Origin of the sequence: Komagataeibacter rhaeticus, from assembly GCF_011611525.1 — a bacterium.
GTDB lineage: Bacteria > Pseudomonadota > Alphaproteobacteria > Acetobacterales > Acetobacteraceae > Komagataeibacter > Komagataeibacter rhaeticus.
Genome location: NZ_CP050139.1, coordinates 1,445,551 through 1,464,611, shown reverse-complemented (window position 1 = coordinate 1,464,611; position 19,061 = coordinate 1,445,551). Strand labels below are relative to the sequence as shown.

The window sequence follows — 19,061 nt, the reverse complement described above, 5'->3', positions numbered from 1 at the left end:
TGTAAATGCGTATGAATATATACAGATCGATCCGAAGCGTTTTTCCGTATTACATTGCGGTTTATCAACAATATCCCGGCTCCATTACCGTAACCCGGCCGTCCCGACCCGCGCCCCCCCGGCCCGCACGGGCGGGGGCCGATCAGGGCATGGGCGGGCAGGCAGCCTGATCCTGCGGGACAGGACCATTATAAAAACCGTAACGGGCGATAACAACATGCCAGTGATACGGCAGGAAACAGGACCGCCCCTGCGGGCACGGATGGCCTGAAAATTATCTTTTTTAAAGAATGTACAACAGCGGTTTCCCGCGTTGGAGATAGTCTCTACGATCAGAACGGTAAATGACAAGGTTAGGCCATTAATGAAAACCAGATCCTTTCTTGCCCTCAGCGCGGCCTGCCTGATGGGCTTTGCCCCCCTCTCCCATGCACAGTCCATGGGGCCGCAGCGCGGGCCGGGCGGACCGGGCCAGATGGAAGGCCACGGGCCGGATAACGGGCCGGGCCACATGTCCGACCGCCATGCCCCGGCGCATGACATGCATGGCCGCCAGATGGCGGAACGTCCCGACGGACACGGTCGGGACAACTGGCATGACAACAACCCCGACATGAACCGCACATGGCATGCGGGCGAGCGTTATGATGGCCCGCGCAACAGCCGCTGGGTGGTCAATGACTGGCAGCGCTACCATGGGCTTTCCGCGCCGCCGGCGGGTTATCAGTGGATGCGCTATGGCAACCAGTACCTGCTGACCGCGCTGACCACGGGCGTGATTGCGGGCGTTGTCAGCGCAACCGTTGCCTCCCAGATCCGCTGATCCCGCCTGCCCACCCGCGCCATGCCCACCCGCGCCATGATCGTGCAAGCCCGGCCACAGGCCGGTACCTTTGATGATGCGCGACAACTCCCATCCCGCCCACGGGCGGGGTGGGACCCGTACGGCCTGCCCCCGTAACAGAACCGCAGGCGCCCGGTGCCGGGCACGCCTTGCCCGCAGGCCATAAAAGACTGCCTGATCAGTCAGCGCATGATAGCGCTTTAAAATTAAAAGACGTTCTTGGTGAAGCTTTTTGCACAAGCTTCGAAAGAACGCCGCCTTTTTGAAAAAGGGCACCCCCAAAAACTTTTATTGTTTTTTATCAACGGTTTGTTTTCAAACAGTTTCCAAGGCCAAGCCTATGTATTGCCTGTGCTGATAAAATTCTCTTGTGCAATTTAATATAGCATATTGCATATTAAAGGGTGATCGGATTGACTGGCGGCATGACAGCCCGCAAGCCGCCCCCTGCCCCCGCCCGTTCCGCCTGGCGTTTTGCCACGGCGGCGGAACCCGAACGCAACACCCTGCCCGAAGCCTTTTCCAGCGTGCGGGTGCCCGGTCCCGGCGCGTCGTGGCTGCGGCGGTTCCTGGCCTTTGTCGGGCCGGGCTACATGGTATCGGTGGGGTATATGGACCCCGGCAACTGGGCCACGGACCTGCAGGGCGGCGCACAGTTTGGCTACACGCTGCTGGCGGTGATCATGCTGTCCAACTTCATGGCCATCCTGCTGCAGGCCCTGTCCGCCCGGCTGGGCATTGCCACGGGACGGGATCTGGCGCAGGCCTGCCGCGACCATTTTCCGCCCGCGCTCAATATTGTCCTGTGGCTGGCCTGCGAACTGGCCATCATCGCCTGTGACCTGGCCGAAGTCATCGGCACGGCGGTGGCCCTGCAGCTTCTGTTCGGCCTGCCACTGCTGGCAGGCGCGCTGATTTCGGCGCTGGATGCCTTTATCGTACTCCTGCTCATGAACCGGGGCTTCCGGTACCTGGAAGCCTTCGTCATCGGGCTGCTAAGCGTGATCGCCGTGTGTTTTGCCGTTCAGGTTGCCGCGGCACAACCTCTGGTTGCGGCCATTCTGCGCGGGTTCCTGCCTTCGGCGCAGATCATTACCAACAGCCAGATGCTCTATATCGCCATCGGCATCATCGGGGCGACCGTCATGCCCCACAACCTGTACCTGCATTCCTCCATCGTACAGACCCGCGCCTATGACCGCACCGGGCCGGGACGGCGGGAAGCCATCCGCTGGGCCACATGGGACAGCACCATCGCCCTGATGTTCGCGCTTTTCATCAATGCCGCCATCCTGATCGTGGCCGCCGCCGCCTTTCATGGCACCGGCCACGAAGCGATTGCCGAAATCGGGGATGCCTACCGCCTGCTCTCCCCCGTGCTGGGGCTGGGCATTGCCTCCACACTGTTCGCGCTGGCCCTGCTGGCGGCGGGCACCAATTCCACCGTTACCGGCACGCTGGCAGGCCAGATCATCATGGAGGGATTCCTGCGCCTGCAGATCCCGCACTGGGCACGGCGGCTGCTGACACGCGGGCTGGCCATCGTGCCGGTCCTGGTCATGACCGTGCTGTATGGCAGCCGGGGCGTGAGCGAACTGCTGCTGGCCAGTCAGGTCATTCTGTCGCTGCAGCTGCCATTTGCCGTCGTCCCGCTGGTCCTGTTCGTATCCGACCGCGACAAGATGGGGGCATTTGTCATTTCCCGTCCCATGGCCGTGCTGTCGTGGCTGGTGGCGCTGGTCATCGTGCTGCTGAACTTCAAGCTGCTGTACGACACGCTGGCCTGACGCCGTGCAAAGGTTGCAACACTTTGACGCACGGCAGTGTTGCAACCGCCGCCCGGCTGAAAGGCTTCTTTCTCCCCCCGGGCAGGCTATAACAGACGCAATCCGTTATAACATACGGTAATCCCCTGTTTATTCATATGGAAACCATTTATGTCAGTTGCAGCTACACTTCGGGAAGCCATCACCAAGAAAATCGTCGTCGGCTTTACCTTCAATGGCAAGAACTACATTGGCTCACCCCATGCACTGGGTGAAAGTGACGGCGTGGCCCAGGTCCTGATCTATCGCGGGGAAGACGCCCATGCCAAGGGCATTCCCCCCATGGGTGAATGGAGCACCCTGTCCCTGTCGGACATGACGGACATGAAACTGCTGCCGGAGGAAGCCTTCCACACCGGCCACCCCGATGCCCATGCCGCAAAGGGGCTGCACCGGGTTGACGTGCGCGTGGCCTGAAGCGCCGCTCCCTCTCTTCTGCCCGTAAAGAGTACGGCCGCGCCCTGCTACCGGGCGCGGCCACCCCTTACGCCTGTGGCGTGCGGGGCCTGTCTGCCAGTGCCACCTGAAGCCCCCTGTCCCCATCCGGGTTGCCCAGCAGGTTGAGGAAACTGGGAACGGGGAATTTGATCCCCTCACGGTTCATGCGCACGGCAAGCCTGCTGTAATAGGCGCGATAGACCGTCCATTTGGCACCGGGTGACGTCCGGATCGAGCCAAGGAAGCGCGCGCCGTTTCCATCGGCCTGCTCGATCCCCAGAAATTTGAAATCCGACAGCACAAGATGGGTGTAACGCGGTTCCTTGCGCAGTTCTTCCAGTTCCTCATGCAAGATGGTGGTCAGTTGCTGCGTGTCCTGCCCGAGGTCGATCATGATATCGACCACAACCAGATTATAGTCACGCGATGTATTGGCGATGGACGAGACTTCCGAAAATGGAATGATGTGCAGGTCGCCATTGATCGAACGCAGCCGCAGCGTGCGGATGGACAGGTGTTCCACCGTACCCGCGACACCCCCCGCCGTAACCCAGTCGCCCACCTGAATGGCGTTTTCGACCAGCATGAAAAAGCCGGTAATGAAATCCTTGACCAGGCTCTGCGCGCCAAAGGCGATGGCCGCACCCATGATGCCGGCCCCCGTCAGCAGCGGCGCCACGTTGATCCCGATCTGTGAAAGCGTGGTGACCGCCACGATAATGATGATCAGCGCCAGCAGCACCGTCTTGATGATGGGCAGTACGGTACGCAGCCGGCTGGCGCGTCCGGTCTGAGATGAGTTTTCAAAGCGCGTGATCTGGCCCTGCAGGGCGGCATTGGCCGCTTCCCACGTAAAGATGGCCACCGTATAGGCCACCAGCACCGACCCGATCACCCCGATAAGCTTCTGCCCCAGCCTGCCATGGACAAGGAAGTGGATGGCCGGCAGCCCCAGCGCCTGCAGGAAGACGATGGCAGTGGCAAAGAACATGAGAAAGGACAGGATCTTGCGCGAAACCGGATAATAATAGTCCATCCGCGCCTGCAGGCCGGGATAACGTGCCTCCAGCGCGGGCGAGACATGGAACAGCCGGTTCTGCAGGTTATAGAGCACGACCGACAGCACACGCGACAGGATGACGACCGCCGTGGTCAGGATGACCGTGCGGATGATCCAGGCATAACCGCCACTGATATGGGTGGCCCAGATCAGCCAGAGCGCAAAATTGAAGAACATGGCCGGCACCCACCACAGGTGGACCAGCCGCCCGACAAACATCCAGAAAGGCTGCGCGCGCAGCCGTGCCGGGGGTTGCAGGGCCGTTGCGACATGGGTGCGCACACGCCATGTAAAGATGGCGACAAGCACATGCTCGACCAGCACCACGCTGCGGATGATCGCTTCCGTGCCGCGCGCGGGCATGTCGAACACGCCACCCAGCGTGGAAAGGCAGACCACGACCGAGGGGGCCGCAACAAGAAAATTGAGCCAGTGCGTGACCATGAAGGCCGTCTGGTTGCTGGCGCTGCACAGGCGGATGGCAGGCGAGCGGGGGACAAACAGCGTCTCCATCAGCAGGTAGACCACACGGGCAACCACATAGGCATTGGTCAGCGTGATGGTCACCGCCCTGGCCTGCTGGGTGGTGGTCAGCAGGTAGGCAAAGCTGGTGCCCAGCGCAAAGAACAGTCCGACCGGCAGCAGCTTGATCAGCAGGTGCAGCAGCGAATAGGGCACCCGGGCCAGCAGCCGCAGGGTGGCATGCTGGGCCTGCATGTCGTCCTGCTGTGTCTGGCGTGCCGCGCTGTCATCGCTGCCCGCTGCATCCGGGGTGGATGGCGCGGACATGCCCTGTGGCGGGGCATGCAGGTTGAGTCGCTGCTCGGTTGCCATGGCACGCGCCGTGACTTTCAGCAGCGGCCTGCGCAGAAGCAGTGAAAAACCGTGTTCCGCCGCCAGCGCCAGCAGCAGGATAAGGGTGGCCCGCCCCACGGCGTCAAGCAGGATGATGCGGGAGTCCGGATCGGCAAAGATGGTATGCGTCCAGTGCACGACAAACACCAGATCACCAAACAGGGCCACGAAATGCTGCGCCTGGACAATCAGCTTGCCCCGCAGGGATGACGCATCCTGCACGATGTCACTGCCCAGACTGTCGGGCTGGACGGATACCGGCCGCGCGGCCACGGTTGCGGCCGGTGCGGGGGCCGGCGCTGCCGCAGGCAGTTGTGACGCAATGGCGGCAAGGGTATTTTCGAATTCGGCCCGTTTTGCCGGGTCATTGATCACGTCCAGCACCTGCCGCGCCTGTTCGCGCGTCATGGCGGCGGGCTGCGTTCCGGCCGCGTATCCGGCCACGCTGCCCGCCATGACCCACAGCCCCAGCAGCATCCATACGATGCCACGCCACCTGCCGGCATGATGGCGGCCCGACCCGGCTGGCGTCACGCCTGCGGATCCGGGATTGCGCCCCATGCCATGGCGGCATGTATCCGTAAGGTATCGCATCTTTTCCGTCCCGACTGCTGTGTTCTGGCCATCTGCAAGGTAAATGCGGCAGGGACATTTGCCATTTCAGACAGGTTGCCGGTTTTATTGCAGAGATGGATATGGAAGCGCAGAGACGGGAAAGCCGGGCAGATATGCAATAAATTACCCTACCTTTTTCAGCAGGGTTTTGGCGGACTGTATTTTATTTCCATGCTTAATTTTTATATAAATAAGATATATTATTTAATTTTATATCAACTTATCTTATATCTGTTGCAGGAATGAATTGCCGGATCATGCCCCCGCCCGGCAGGGGCCATGCGCGACGGGCCACGCATGCGGGCCTCAGCGCGGCACGTCGTAATTCAGATGGCTTTCGTTGATGTGCCGCAGGATGCCGGTATCACGGAACAGATCCTGCCTGTCGGGACGGAGCGCGTGACGCGAAAGAAAGGCACGCGCTTCCGCCGTGGCTTCCCGGCGCGGATAGTCCTGCGCCGCCGGTTTGAGATGTTCGATGGCCGTATAGTCCACAATGCCGACATTATGGTTGTTCCTGCGGGCTTCATGACAGAACAGGATGTCCGTCGCCCACGCCCACCGCAGTTCCGGGAACGGAAACAGGTAGGCAATCGCGTCACGATGGAACGCGGTGACCGGCCCGTCCTCGACATAGCGCGTCACGCGGCCCAGGCTGTTCCATCTGCGGTAGTTGAACGTAAAGGACGTATAGGAATGGTACCGGTGCGCGGGCTGGGATATCTTGAGATCCATGACTTCGCATAACGGTATGAATGTATCCAGAAAATGCTGTGGCAGGGCCACATCATCATCCATGACCACAACCCAGTCATAGTCCTTCAGGTTGACCTGGGCCAGGGCCGCGTTGATATTCGAAAACTTGCCCCTGTCGCCCATATCGGCGGTCAGGAAGTCAACCCTGTGCCGTGTAATGCTGAGCCGGTTGAACATGTTGCGCAGCTTCCGGCCCCGTTTGGGCACATGCACCGATGTAACCAGGATATGGCGCAGCGGATACCGATGCGTCATGCGCCTGACCTGCCGGGCGAATTTCCTGTTATGCAGGTCGAACAGCATGTCGGTCAGGAACGAGACCTTGCGCTTCTGCCAGAAATTCTTGTGCTGACAGAAATCGGAGTCAAAGAAATCCTTTTTTGTCTGTGTCGTATCCTCGGCATTCATGATGTGGCTCCTGTTTCCGCTACGCCCCGGCACCGCATGACGCACAGGGCGGCATGGCACGGCGGCGCGGGCCCGCAGCCTTCATGCCCCGTCCCGCCTGCGGGATTGCGGGCCGGTGGCGCGGACCGGGACGGACGTTCAACAGAAGCACGCAAGTAAAGTTTCAAAATATTTCCACATGACATACATGCGTTTTCTTGTATGACTTCCTGAATATTGGCGGATGATCCAAGCGGACGGAACCCTTTACAGCATGGTGCAGCAGGATCACAGGCAACCCCTGCATGGCCATTACACAGGCAGCCTGTGGGGCATGTAAAACACGCCATGCAATACCCCATCGGCCCGCTGCCGGTCCGGCGGGAACGGACCCGGCATGCCGGAAAGTCGTCCGCCCCTGCGCGGCCCTCTGTCCGCATGCCGACCATGAACAGACAGGGCGGGGCCTGCCCGCAGCCTGCCCCGCCCTGCCCGATGATGGCCGTTACCGGGGGAATGCCCCCTCAGATGCAGCTTTTCCCCTGTGCCAGGGTCAATGCGTGGGAGGCAAGGAAGCGGAACTGCTCCTGTTCCTCGGGAAAGGCGGGAATGCCCTGCATCGGGTGCGCCGTGCTATGATAGCGGTGCAGGTTGCTCAGCCGCCGCCACGGCCGGTCGGGGTGCTGCTTGCTCCACAGGCTTATGGCCCGCAGTTCAAGTTCCTGGTTGTTCAGCTGTGTATCTGACTGCGTCATGTCCATCTCCCTTGCATGCGCATGGTGGGCACTGGAACTGTCACGAGGCATGCCGGTATGCGGTGGTAGCGTGCCACCTGCATCCAACGCCCCACCATAACACAGGTTCATCCCGATCCGTAGATTTTCCCGACAGTGTGAAGGAAAAATCGTGCAGGGACGCCGCCCGGCCGGGACGGGACGGATTATTACATTTGTTAATAATCCATCGGCCCCGCCAGTCTCTAGACTGTACGCCAACCGGCCACTTGATATGGAAACCAGACATGTTTCATGCGCGCGGGCGCATCCGGGCGCGGGCCCTTCTTGTCCTTGCCCCCTTCCGCCACCCGGCCACGGCCATTGGCTGCCTGGCAGCCCTTGCGGGCTGTGCGTCCCACCATCCCGTACCGATCGATGATGATGGCCTGCCCGTCACCACCGCTGCCGATGACAATCCACCCCCGTCATCCGACCATGGTCCGGGCGGCGGTCGGGGGCTGTGGTCCGATGTGCTGCACACGGCCATGCAGGCGGGCATGGGCATGCTGCATCATTAGGGTCCCTGTGGCGCGGGGCGGGCCGTTCAGGGAATGCGGGCATCATGCACAAGGCAGGCCACGGGCACGCCCCCCCGCATGAAGGGCCGGTCCACGCAGGGCGGTACATCCCCCAGCAGGCTGTGCCACGGACCGGGCAGTGACGGAAGCCGGAGCGTGATATCCGGCGTGTGGTCCAGCACCAGCGTGTCCGCCCCCACCCCCAGCCCAAGCGGCAGGCGCGGGGCCAGGACCAGCAGGCTCATCCCGTCATGCTGGCGCAGGAAGGCAATGGCATGGGCCTGATCCGCCCCGGCAATATCGACGGGGGTATAGCTGCCCGAGGCAAACAGCCCGGGATAATGCTGGCGAAAGGACAGGATGCGGCGGATCAGGTCCTGCTTGACCCGGCCCGTGCGCCACACGGCGGCGGCGGCGGCAAAACTGGTGGCCTGTTCCAGCAGCGCGTCACGATGGGCAAAATCCACCGGGCTGCGGTTATCGGGGTCCACCAGACTGAAATCCCACAGGTCACAGCCCTGGTACAGATCCGGCACACCGGGCACGCACAGCCGCAGCAGGGTCTGTGCCAGTCCGTTCAGCGCACCGGCGGGGGCAATGCGGGCCACGAACCCCTCAAGCTGGTGCAGGAAGGCCGCGCTGCGTCCCGGGTCCAGCAGGCGTTCGGCAAAGCGGGCGCAGGCGGTCTCGTACGCCGCGTCGGGCCGGGTCCAGCCGGTATGGCGCCCGGCTTCACGCAGGGCCTTGGTCTGCCATTGTGTGATACGCTGGCAAAACCGGTCCCGTGCCGTCCCCTCCCCCAGCGCAAGCAGTGGCCAGGCGCCCACCAGTGCCTGATAGAGCATGAGTTCATCAATCCGGTCGGGTCCGGGGCCTTCCGCCCCGCCGGCCGCGCCATTATGGGCAAACCAGCCCTGGACCAGCCCTTCCCATTCCACGGCCACCTCGCTCAGTACCGCAAGCCGGGCACGGGCGTCCTCGCCACGTTTGTGGTCGTGGGTGGCGGTGGCCAGCAGCGCATGGGGAAAACGCACCGCGCGCGCGGCGCAGGCGTCATGGAAAGCCGCGACCGGCAGGGCAAGGACCTGTGGATCAGATCCCACCTCATTGCGCGACAGCAGGCGGCCGTAGCGGTAGAAGGCCGTATCCTCCAGCGATTTGGCGGCCAGCGGCGCGGTCAGGTGTTCAAAGGCAAGCTGTGCGTGGCGCACACCCACGGGCGGGGCCTGGTCGGGGCAGGATTCCAGCAGCCGCGCCATGCGCGCCACCATGGCGCACTGCCCGGCGGCCAGAAAGGGAAAGACCGCCCGCTCCGCCCGGCGCAGGGCGGCCGTACCCGCCTGATGGTCCTGTATGACCTCATCGGCAAAATAGGTGCGGTAGGGCTGAAACTGCACCAGCAGGTTACGCAGGCCGTCATGCATTTCGTGCGTGGCGCAGCCTTCGGCCGTGTCGCACAGCGCGCGGTCCAGCAGGGCGGCCAGATGCGTGAACCCGGCGCAGAAGGTCTGTTCAATCAGCTGGGCACGGGCGGTTTTCACGATGGGATCAAGGGGCTGCGCATCCGGGCCGCAGGTGGCCCACAGCCGGTCCAGCGCCACGGCCCCCGCGCCGTCATGCAGGACCGCGCCCACCTGGTCCATGAAATCATAGCCGGTCGTGCCATCCACCGGCCATGCGGCAGGCAGGTTTTCCCCGGCCACCAGTATCTTTTCAACATATACGGCCCCGCCCGGCATCGCGTGTCCGGGCCGGAACGGGGTCAGGGCATCCAGCCGTTCGCGCAGGCGCTGGCAGTAGGCGGCGGGGGCGGCCAGCCCGTCAATGTGGTCCACCCGCAGCCCGTCCACCACACCGCGCCGGTAAAGCGACAGGACATAGGCATGCACCGCCTCGAACACCTCGCTACGTTCCACACACACGCCCACCAGGCCAGTAATGTCAAAGAAACGCCGCCAGTTGATGCGTGTCGCCGCTTCCCGCCAGCAGGCCAGCCGCCAGTGCTGCCGCCCCAGCAGGGCCGCAAGGCGCGCGCGGCCGGACGGACTGGTCCCGTCATGCAGGGCGGCAAGCTGCTGCAGTGCCTGGTCCCCATCCCGTGTTGCCGCCCACTGCCGCAGCGCGGCCAGGGCCGCCCCGGCTTCGGCGCAGGGGCCGGCGCGCATGGCCACGCGCGTCCACGCCGCCAGCAACGGCCCCGGTGCCCCGACCCCCACCAGCAGGGCGGCATAACCCGCCGGGCATAGGGGAAACCGATGGTCATGATGCTGCACGAAAAACAGCCCGCTGCCCCCGTCATGCCGCACGGACAGCAGGCCCGCCGCCATGGCGTCCTCCACCGGCCGGTCAAGGAAGGGCAGCAGGACGCGGCCATGCAGTTCGGGGTCGGATACATGCCAGTTGATGTCGAACCATGTGGCATGGTCCGAAGCCCGCCCCCATGCCAGCACATCCAGCCACCAGGCATTATCCGCATTGGCGGCCATATGGTTGGGCACGATGTCCAGGATCAGCCCCATGCCATGGGCATGCAGCCGGTCGGTCAGCCGAATCAGCGCGGCCTCCCCCCCCAGTTCGGGATCGATCCGGTCATGGGCAATCGTGTCATAGCCATGGGTGGACCCGGGGCTGGCCGCGAAAAGGGGGGATGCATACAGATGGCTGATCCCCAGCCGGGCGAACTGCGGCACCAGCGCGCGGGCGCCATCCAGCGTCATGCCGCCACGGAACTGCAGCCGCAACGTGGCCCGCACGCTGGCCCCGCCCGCCCCGCTATTCACGGCCACGCCCCGCGCGCAGGCGATTGAGGCGCCGGCGCGCATCCGGGCCGGACAGCACGGTGGCCGCCGTGCCGGGGTAGCGCCTGCGCCAGTTTGGGTGCCCCGTGGTGGTGCCCGGCAGGTTTGGCTGTTCCGCCAGGCCCAGCAGGTCCTCCAGCGCAATGACCACCAGCGGGCAGGGCGTGCGGGCAACAAGACTGACCGCTTCATCCACCACACCCACGGCCCCCGTGGCGGTCGCGGGCGGCTTTTCCACCAGGCGCCCCGACCGTGTGCCGCGCGCGGGGCGCGCACCGGAAGCCACAAGGGCCGTCCATAACGCGGCGCGGTCGTTTTCACGCTCGTCCCGCAGGCTCAGCGCATCCATGCCCGCCGGCAGCTGCCCCAGCCTGACCCGCCAGTCCAGGTCAATCCCCTGCCACCAGCCCGCCACCGTGGGCAGGTCATGCGTGGTGGTCATGGCCGTGGCATTGCGCGACCAGGCGGCTGGCGGCAGGAACGCGCCCTGTGCCGTACGCTCGAAAAACAGCACGTTCATGCCCATGATTCCCTGTTTTTCCGCCGCCCTGCGGAAAGTGGCGGTAACCGTGCCCAGATCCTCGCCAATCACGATGGCATCGGCCCGCGCGGCCTCCAGCGCCACAAGCCGCATGAGGTCACGCACGGGAAAGGCCAGATACGCCCCATCGGCCGATGCGCCGCCCTGCGGTATGACCCACAGCCGTTCCAGTGCCATGACATGGTCGATCCGCAGCCCGCCGCCATGGGCGAAACCCGCGCGCAGGGTATCGATAAAGGCGCGGTATCCGCTGGCCTGCAGCCCGCGGGGGGAAAAGGTGGTCAGCCCCCAGTCCTGCCCCAGCGGGCTGAGCAGGTCGGGTGGCGCGCCAATGGATGCACCGACCAGGAATTCATCCTGCCGCGCCCAGCATTCGCTGCCCGTCGGGTCCACGCCTACCGCCATGTCGGCAATCAGGCCGATGCGCATGCCGGCGGTACGGGCGGCCGCACTGGCCTGCGCCATGCCACGGGCGGCAAGCCACTGCACGAAGATATGGAAATCCACGTCATGGGCGAACTCGGCGGCAAAACGCGCGACCTCGGGGCTGTCCGGCTGGCGCATGGCCTGCGGCCAGCGGCGCCAGTCCCCCCCGCGCGCCCCCCGGGTGGTGAAATGGGCGTGCAGGGTCTCGAATATGGCATGGTGTTCCAGTGCCCTGCCCCCGGCCTGGCGGAAGGCGCGCAGGTCATCGGGCGGGGCCGGGGCAATGCGCTCTTCATAAAGCTGGCGCAACAGGCGGTAACGTTGCGGGGCCGCCTGCTCCCATTCGATCAGGGGCGCCTGTTCCAGCGCGCGCAGGGTATCGGCCTGACCATGCCGCAGGGTGGCGGCCTGTATCGTGGCGGTATCGAATACCGCATGCGGGTCGGCCAGCAGGGGATTGAGGAACAGCCGCGAGGAAGGCGAATACGGGCTGTACTGCTCCGGCCGGGCCGCGAACATGGCATGGACCGGACTTATGGCCAGCGCATCCGCCCCCCGGGACGCCGCCGCGCGCGCAAGGCTGGCCACCGCGCCAAAATGGCCAATCCCCCCATCGCCCGGCGTGCACAGGCCATAGATCTGGGCACCCACGCCCCATGGCCGGGCCGGGCCGCCCGCCGTTCGCGCCGCGACTGACGGGCAGGCGGCGGGCGTGAGCGCCAGCGTGGTATGCATACCGCCAATTTCCAGCCGGTGATAGCCGCAGCGGGTCATGGCGGGCAGCACCAGCCGACCCCGTACCTGCCGCAGCGTGCCTTCAACAACGTCCCCTTCCTCCATGATCAGGCGGAACGTGGCGGGGACATCGCTGCCCATATGCGGCAGGACCGTCGCCTGCCCCGCCACGGCCACAACCATGGCGGGCAGGCTGGAGGGGCCGCGCCCGGCACCGCCATGATTTTCCAGCACGGCCAGCAGGCGGCGGATACTTTCGTTGGAGACCCGGTGAATCTGCCCCCCCACGTCGCGCCAGCGCATGCTCAGCCCGGCCCGGCGGGCACGGTCGGCCAGGTCACGGTTATTCATCCGTTCCCTCCGCAAGGCAGACCACGACACTGTCGGGCGGCAGGATGGTATGGAAAAGGTCCGTCCCCTGCGGCAGGACCGCATGCAGGCAGCGCCCGCGCAGCGTGTCGGGCCATGCCACCGATGCCACACCAAGGTTGAGTGCCATGCCCAGCACCGTCCCGTCCCCCATGCGCCAGCGCGCCATGACCGCACCCGGGCCAATGACGTGCGCGCCAATGGCCCGCGCACCGGGCAGGCGGGGCATGATCTCGGCCTTGCGCAGGGCAAGCAGGTTCCGGATCATCGCCAACCACCCGGCATGGGGGGGCGCCTCACGTTCCGCCACGCGCAACTGGGACGTGGCAAAGGTTTCCGGCGCATTGGGGTCGGGGATCAGGTGACGTGTCTTTTCTGATGCGAAATGCGAGAAACCGGCAAACTCCCTGCGCCGCCCGTCGCGCACGATCCGCCCCAGTTCGGGCGTGTGGCTGGTAAAGAACAGGAAGGGCTGGCGGGAACCCCATTCCTCCCCCATGAACAGCAGCGGTATCTGCGGGCACAGCAGCACCAGCCCGTAGGCCGCGCGCAACGCCTGGGGGGCGGCCAGCACGTTCAGCCGTTCCCCCAGCGCGCGGTTGCCGATCTGGTCATGGTTCTGCAGGAAGATGATGAACCGCTCCGGCGCAAGGTCGGCGCTGGGGCTGCCGCGTGGCTGGCGGGTCACGGGCGAGACCTCGCCCTGGAAGGCAAAGCCCTCGGCCAGCACGCGCGCCAGCGCGGCTGCCGGGTCGGGGGCGAAATTGCCGTAATAGCTTTCGTCCTCGCCGGTCAGCAGCACATGCAGGGCGTTATGGGCATCATCATTCCACTGGGCGCGATAGCCCGCGCGCAGCAGGCCCGCGTCGTTATTCTCGTTTTCCACCATCAGGTGGACATGCCGCCCCGGTTCCACATGCGCACGGATGCGCGCAGGCAGTTCGGCCAGCCATGTCCGCTCGGTCATGGCCTGCACCGCGTCCAGCCGCAGCCCGTCAAAACGGAATTCCATAATCCAGTACAGCGCGTTGTCCACAAAGAACGTCTGCACCGCATCCTGCCTGAAATCGATGGCGGCACCCCATGGCGTAGGCCGGTCGGCGCGGAAGAAGGGGGCTGCGTAGGCGGCCAGGTAATTCCCGTCCGGACCAAAATGGTTATAGACCACATCAAGGAACACCATGAGCCCCAGCCCGTGCGCCCGGTCGATCAGGTCCTTGAGTTCATCAGGGTGGCCATGGGCGGATTCCGGGGCAAAGGGCAGGACACCATCATACCCCCAGTTGCGCCCGCCCGGTATTTCGGACAGCGGCATAAGCTCGATGGCCGTAACCCCAAGGGCCACCAGCCGGGGCAGTTCGCGCGCCACCCCGCCATATCCGCCCATCAGGCCCACATGGACTTCGTATATGACCACCTCATGCCACGGGCGGCCGGGCCAGCGGGGGTACTGCCAGTCGTAATCCGCCGGGTCCATGACCTCGCTGGGGCCATGAACGTCATCGGGCTGGTAGCATGAGGCAGGATCGGGCACCGCAAGATCGGGGCCGACCCGGTAACGGTAGCGCGCACCGGCACCGCAGGGATGGACGCATTCGAACCATCCCCCCCTGCGCCGTGCCATGGGGGCGGGGGCGTGCCCTTCCACTTCCAGCGCCACGGCATCGCACGACGGTGCCCACAGGCGGAAACGGGTATGCCCCCTGTCAAGCAGCGTGGCCCCCGCGTGGCGGTTATGGTGAAAATGCACGCTCATGCGTCCTCTCCCCCTGCGACGGCCGCGAACAGAAGCAGGCCATGGGCCGGCACGATGATGTCGCGCGCACCGTGCTCCAGTGTCATTTCCGGCTGTTCGGGCCGGGTGGTATCAAGCTGCAGGGCCCATTTCCCAAGCGGGGCGGGCAGGGTTGCGGCCACGTCCTCGGCATGGGCGTTGAGCACGGTATACGTCATGTCCACCGTGCCATCCTCATCCGTGCAGGCCCGCCGCACCCCCAGGAAGTGAAAGCCCGCATCCCCCCACTGCGCCGCGCCGATCAGACTGCCATCGGGGCAGAACCAGCTTATGTCAGGCAGGTCGGGCATGGGCCTGTGGCGCCCGTGCATGTAGCGCGCGGCCCGCAGGGAGGCATGACGGCCACGCAGCGCCACAAGGCGCGCGACAAAGCCGGTCATGCTGCGGCCCGCGGCCGTGGCCGCCAGCCCCCAGTCCAGCCATGTCGTGGCGTTGTCCTGACAGTAGGCGTTGTTGTTGCCGTGCTGGGTCTGGCCGAACGCATCACCCGCCAGCAGCATGGGCGTGCCGTGCGAGAACATGAGCGTCGCCATCATGGCGCGCCGGATGCGGCCGCGCAGCTTCAGTATGACAGGATCGGTGGTCGCCCCTTCCACGCCCCAGTTGGCGCTGTAATTCTCGGGTGCGCCATCCTGACCGTCCTCGCCATTGGCGTCGTTGTGGCGCGTGGCGTAGCTGACCAGGTCCGCCAGCGTGAAGCCATCATGCGTGGTCAGGATGTTGATCGAACTCCACGGCCTGCGGCCACGTCTGTCCAGCAGGTCGCCCGAACCCGCGATGCGGGCCGCCATGTCACCGTGCTGCAGTCCGTCACCGCGCCAGAAACGGCGCGTGGTGTCACGGAAACGGTCGTTCCATTCGGCAAAGCCGGGGGGGAAGTTGCCGAACTGATAGCCCCCCGGCCCGGGGTCCCACGGCTCGGCGATCAGCTTGCGGGTGGACAGGACGGGGTCCTGGATCACGGCGTCCAGAAACCCCGATCCCTGGTCAAAGCCATAGGGTTCGCGCGCCAGAACGGTGGCCAGGTCAAAGCGGAAGCCATCGATATGATAATTCTCCGCCCAGTAGCGCAGGGAATCCAGCACCATCTGCAGCACGCGCGGATGGGACAGGTTGAGCGTGTTGCCACAGCCGGTATCGTTGATCAGATGCCGCTCGTTACCGGGCACAAGGCGGTAATAGGTGGCGTTGTCCAGCCCCCGGTAGCACAGGGTCGGCCCCAGTTCGCTGCCTTCGCAGGTGTGGTTGTAGACCACGTCCATCACCACCTCGATCCCGGCTTTGTGCAGGCGGCGGATGGCGGCACGCAGTTCGTGGGGCGAACCGCTGGCAAGATAGCCCGCATGCGGCACGAAAAAGGCCAGCGTGTTGTAGCCCCAGTAATTGGTCAGCCCGCGTTCGAGCAGATGCCGCTCGGGCAGGAAGCACTGGATGGGCAGCAGTTCGATGGTGGTGATGCCCAGCCGCTTCAGATGCGCGACCATGGGGGGCGCGCACAGGGCCTGGAACGTACCGGGCCGGGCGTGATCCATCTCGCGCTGCATGGTCAGTCCCCTTACATGGGCTTCCATGATCACGGTCTGCTCCCACGGCACACGGGGCAGCGTGTCGTCCTCCCATTCATACGCATCATGCACCACCACGCATCTGGGCATGGCGGGCGCGCTGTCACGCCGGTCGAACGACAGGTCGGCGCGGGGAGAATGCAGGCGGTAGCCGAACTGCGTGTCCGACCATGAAAGCGGGCCGCTCAGGCCACGGGCATAGGGATCAAGCAGCAGCTTGTGGGGATTGAAGCGGTGGCCATTGGCCGGGTCATACGGCCCGAAGGCGCGATACCCGTATAACAGGCCGGGTTCCGCATCGGGCAGGTAGCCGTGCCATATCTCGTTGGTATATTCGGGCAGGCGGTAGCGCCGGATCTCACGCCGGTCACGCGGGTCGAAAATACAGACATCCACCTGCTGCGCATTGGCGGAAAACACGGCAAAATTGACCCCCATCCCGTTCCAGTGCGCGCCCAGTGGCGCCGGACTGCCGGACGAGAGCGCCGGCGGGAACCGGATCATGCCCCCTCTCCCGCCGGATGAAGGTACAGGGCCGCAAGCGGCGGCAGCGTCAGCACGCACGAGCACGGCTGACCGTGGGCGCCCTGGTCCGTTGCCCATACCGTGCCGCCATTGCCTACGCCGCTGCCGCCATAGGGGGTGGCATCGGAATTGAGACATTCCCGCCACAGCCCCCCCACCGGCACGCCCACCCGGTAGTCGTGCCGTGGCACGGGGGTCAGGTTGAGCACGACCAGCACCGGCGGCCGGGCCGGGGCAAGACGCAGCCAGGCCAGTACCGTATTGACCGTGTCATCGCCGATGATCCAGGCAAAGCCTGCGGGCTCGCTGTCCCGTGCGTGCAGGGCGGGCAGGCTGCGATAAAGGTGGTTCAGGTCGCCCACCAGGGTGGCCAGGCCGGATTTGAACGGATTGTCGCGGCTGCTCCAGTCCGGCTCGCCCTCATGCGACCATTCGCTGTCCTGCCCGAATTCACTGCCCATGAAGATCAGCTTGCGGCCCGGATGCGCCCACATGAAGGCGAAGAACAGCCGCATGTTGGCATGGCGCTGCCAGTCATCGCCCGGCATGCGCGCCAGCAGCGCGCCCTTGCCGTGGGTCACTTCATCATGCGACACGCACAAAATGAAGTGCTCGCTGAACGCATAGTGCAGGCCGAACAGGATTTCATGCAGGTGGAAACCCCGCCATAACGGGTCACGCGCGAAAAAGCGCAGGCTGTCGTGCATCCACCCCATGTTCCATTTGTACGAAAACCCCAGCCCGCCATACGCCACGGGGTGGGTCACCCCGGGCCAGGCGGTTGACTCTTCGGCGATCATCATGGCGTCCGGCACGGTGGCGTGCACGGTTTCGTTCAGCTGGCGCAGGAAGGCCACGGCTTCCAGGTTTTCGCGCCCGCCATGGATATTGGGTATCCACTCCCCTTCCCCACGGCTGTAGTCACGGTACAGCATGGACGCCACGGCATCGACCCGCAGCCCGTCGATATGGTAGCGCTCCAGCCACATGAGCGCGCTGGAAATCAGGAAACCACGCACCTCATGCCGCCCGAGGTTATAGATATGGGTGTTCCAGTCCCGGTGCACGCCCTCACGCGGGTCCTGGTGTTCATACAGCGCGCAGCCATCAAAACAGACCAGCCCATGCACATCATTGGGAAAATGCGCGGGCACCCAGTCCAGTATCACGCCGATGCCCGCGCCATGGCAGGCATCGACAAAACCCGCGAAATCGGCAGGCGTGCCGTGCCGGGCGGAAGGTGCGAACAGCCCCAGCGGCTGGTAGCCCCATGAACCGCCAAACGGATATTCCATGACCGGCATCAGTTCCACATGCGTAAAACCGGCCGCCCGCACATACGGGATCAGTTCGGCCGCAAGTTCCCGCCATGAGATGATGCGCTCGGGGTCCCCCTGCGGCCTGCGCCACGAGGGAACATGCAGTTCGTATATGGACAGCGCCGCATCATGGGCCTGAGCCGCGCCACGGCGGTCCATCCATGGCCCGTCGGTCCAGGCAAAACCCTCGGCCGGCGCAATGACGGACGCCGTGGCGGGCGGGCGTTCGGCAAAGCGGGCAAAGGGATCGGCCTTCTGGGGCAGGATATGCCCATCACGCGCCATGATCTCGAATTTGTAGCGCTCGCCCGGCCCAAGGCCGGGAATGAACAGCTCCCACACCCCCGCTTCATGCCGCAGGCGCATGGGGTGGCGCCTGCCATCCCAGAAATTGAAATCCCCTATCACCGAAACCCGCCGCGCATTGGGCGCCCATACGGCAAAGCGCACACCGGGCGTGTGCTCCACCACCATGGGTTGTGCCCCCATGACACGGTCCAGTGCCGTATGCCGCCCTTCGGAAAACAGGCGCAGCGTTTCCCCATCCAGCAGCAGGCCGAAGGAATACGGGTCCGCCGTTTCCTCCACCGCATCCGCCCAGACAATTTTCAGATGATAACGTGCCCCCGCGGCAATGGTGCCGACATGCAGCCCCGTATCGCCCATGCGCCGCATGGGGCGTTCCACTTCGTCACCACGGGGGCGTTCAACCACCAGGCGCACACGCGCCGCGTCATGATACATCACACGGATGACATCAACCTTGCCCATGTTGTGGCGACCAAGGATGGAAAACGGGTCGGCACTGCGGCCATGCACAAGATCGTCCACGCCGGGGGGCAGGCGGTAATGGGCCTCATCCTGTCTGATCCTCATGCCTTGGCCTTTTGCTGTTCTGTTTTCGTGTACCGGG

Annotated in this window: 12 protein-coding genes; 4 read left to right on the top strand and 8 right to left on the bottom strand. The window is 64.6% G+C overall.

Annotated elements, in window-relative coordinates; all coding sequences use genetic code 11:
- Window positions 1-364: 364 nt before the first annotated feature.
- The 3 genes from GWK63_RS06625 to GWK63_RS06615 all read left to right on the top strand — a co-directional run bounded on the left by GWK63_RS06625 (window position 365) and on the right by GWK63_RS06615 (window position 3,087).
- Window positions 365-823 (top strand): RcnB family protein, encoded by a 459-nt coding sequence (locus tag GWK63_RS06625; RefSeq protein WP_007398238.1) that lies wholly within the window; start codon window positions 365-367, stop codon window positions 821-823.
- A gap of 446 nt (window positions 824-1,269) precedes the next feature.
- Window positions 1,270-2,631, top strand: coding sequence for an Nramp family divalent metal transporter (locus tag GWK63_RS06620; RefSeq protein WP_039998758.1), 1,362 nt, complete (start codon window positions 1,270-1,272; stop codon window positions 2,629-2,631).
- Between the two features lie 150 nt (window positions 2,632-2,781).
- The gene (locus GWK63_RS06615; protein ID WP_007398234.1) at window positions 2,782-3,087 is read left to right on the top strand and encodes a hypothetical protein; all 306 of its coding nucleotides are present in this window, start codon (window positions 2,782-2,784) and stop codon (window positions 3,085-3,087) included.
- 67 nt (window positions 3,088-3,154) lie between these two features.
- Here the strand turns inward: GWK63_RS06615 and GWK63_RS06610 are convergent, their stop codons facing one another.
- The 3 genes from GWK63_RS06610 to GWK63_RS06600 form a co-directional block, all read right to left on the bottom strand.
- A complete protein-coding gene (locus tag GWK63_RS06610) occupies window positions 3,155-5,479 on the bottom strand; it encodes a mechanosensitive ion channel family protein (RefSeq protein ID WP_223846698.1) in 2,325 nt (774 codons plus the stop codon).
- Between the two features lie 465 nt (window positions 5,480-5,944).
- Window positions 5,945-6,802: a glycosyltransferase gene (locus GWK63_RS06605; protein WP_039998757.1), complete on the bottom strand. Its 858-nt coding sequence runs from the start codon at window positions 6,800-6,802 to the stop codon at window positions 5,945-5,947.
- 503 nt (window positions 6,803-7,305) lie between these two features.
- A complete protein-coding gene (locus GWK63_RS06600; protein WP_223846668.1) occupies window positions 7,306-7,536 on the bottom strand; it encodes a hypothetical protein in 231 nt (76 codons plus the stop codon).
- Window positions 7,537-7,802: 266 nt separating this feature from the next.
- On the opposite strand from GWK63_RS06600, the gene GWK63_RS06595 reads away from it, so the two are divergent.
- Window positions 7,803-8,075 carry a hypothetical protein gene (locus tag GWK63_RS06595; protein ID WP_223846667.1) on the top strand — a complete coding sequence of 91 codons (273 nt, stop codon included), beginning with the start codon at window positions 7,803-7,805 and terminating at the stop codon, window positions 8,073-8,075.
- A 26-nt stretch (window positions 8,076-8,101) separates the two neighbouring features.
- Here GWK63_RS06595 and treY read toward each other — a convergent pair whose 3' ends face one another.
- Genes treY through glgB form a run of 5 tightly spaced genes read right to left on the bottom strand, consistent with a single transcriptional unit; the run spans window position 8,102 to window position 19,024 of the window.
- A complete protein-coding gene (treY, locus tag GWK63_RS06590; RefSeq protein WP_223846666.1) occupies window positions 8,102-10,897 on the bottom strand; it encodes a malto-oligosyltrehalose synthase in 2,796 nt (931 codons plus the stop codon).
- Window positions 10,848-12,926 (bottom strand): 4-alpha-glucanotransferase, encoded by a 2,079-nt coding sequence (gene malQ, locus GWK63_RS06585; protein ID WP_007398226.1) that lies wholly within the window; start codon window positions 12,924-12,926, stop codon window positions 10,848-10,850. Before malQ ends, treY begins: the two co-directional genes overlap by 50 nt.
- Window positions 12,919-14,700 (bottom strand): malto-oligosyltrehalose trehalohydrolase, encoded by a 1,782-nt coding sequence (gene treZ / locus GWK63_RS06580; RefSeq protein WP_007398225.1) that lies wholly within the window; start codon window positions 14,698-14,700, stop codon window positions 12,919-12,921. The genes malQ and treZ overlap by 8 nt, the downstream gene beginning before the upstream one ends.
- Window positions 14,697-16,808, bottom strand: coding sequence for a glycogen debranching protein GlgX (gene glgX, locus GWK63_RS06575; protein ID WP_039998756.1), 2,112 nt, complete (start codon window positions 16,806-16,808; stop codon window positions 14,697-14,699). Before glgX ends, treZ begins: the two co-directional genes overlap by 4 nt.
- Window positions 16,805-19,024 (bottom strand): 1,4-alpha-glucan branching protein GlgB, encoded by a 2,220-nt coding sequence (glgB, locus tag GWK63_RS06570; RefSeq protein ID WP_007398223.1) that lies wholly within the window; start codon window positions 19,022-19,024, stop codon window positions 16,805-16,807. The genes glgX and glgB overlap by 4 nt, the downstream gene beginning before the upstream one ends.
- Between the last annotated feature and the right edge of the window lie 37 nt (window positions 19,025-19,061).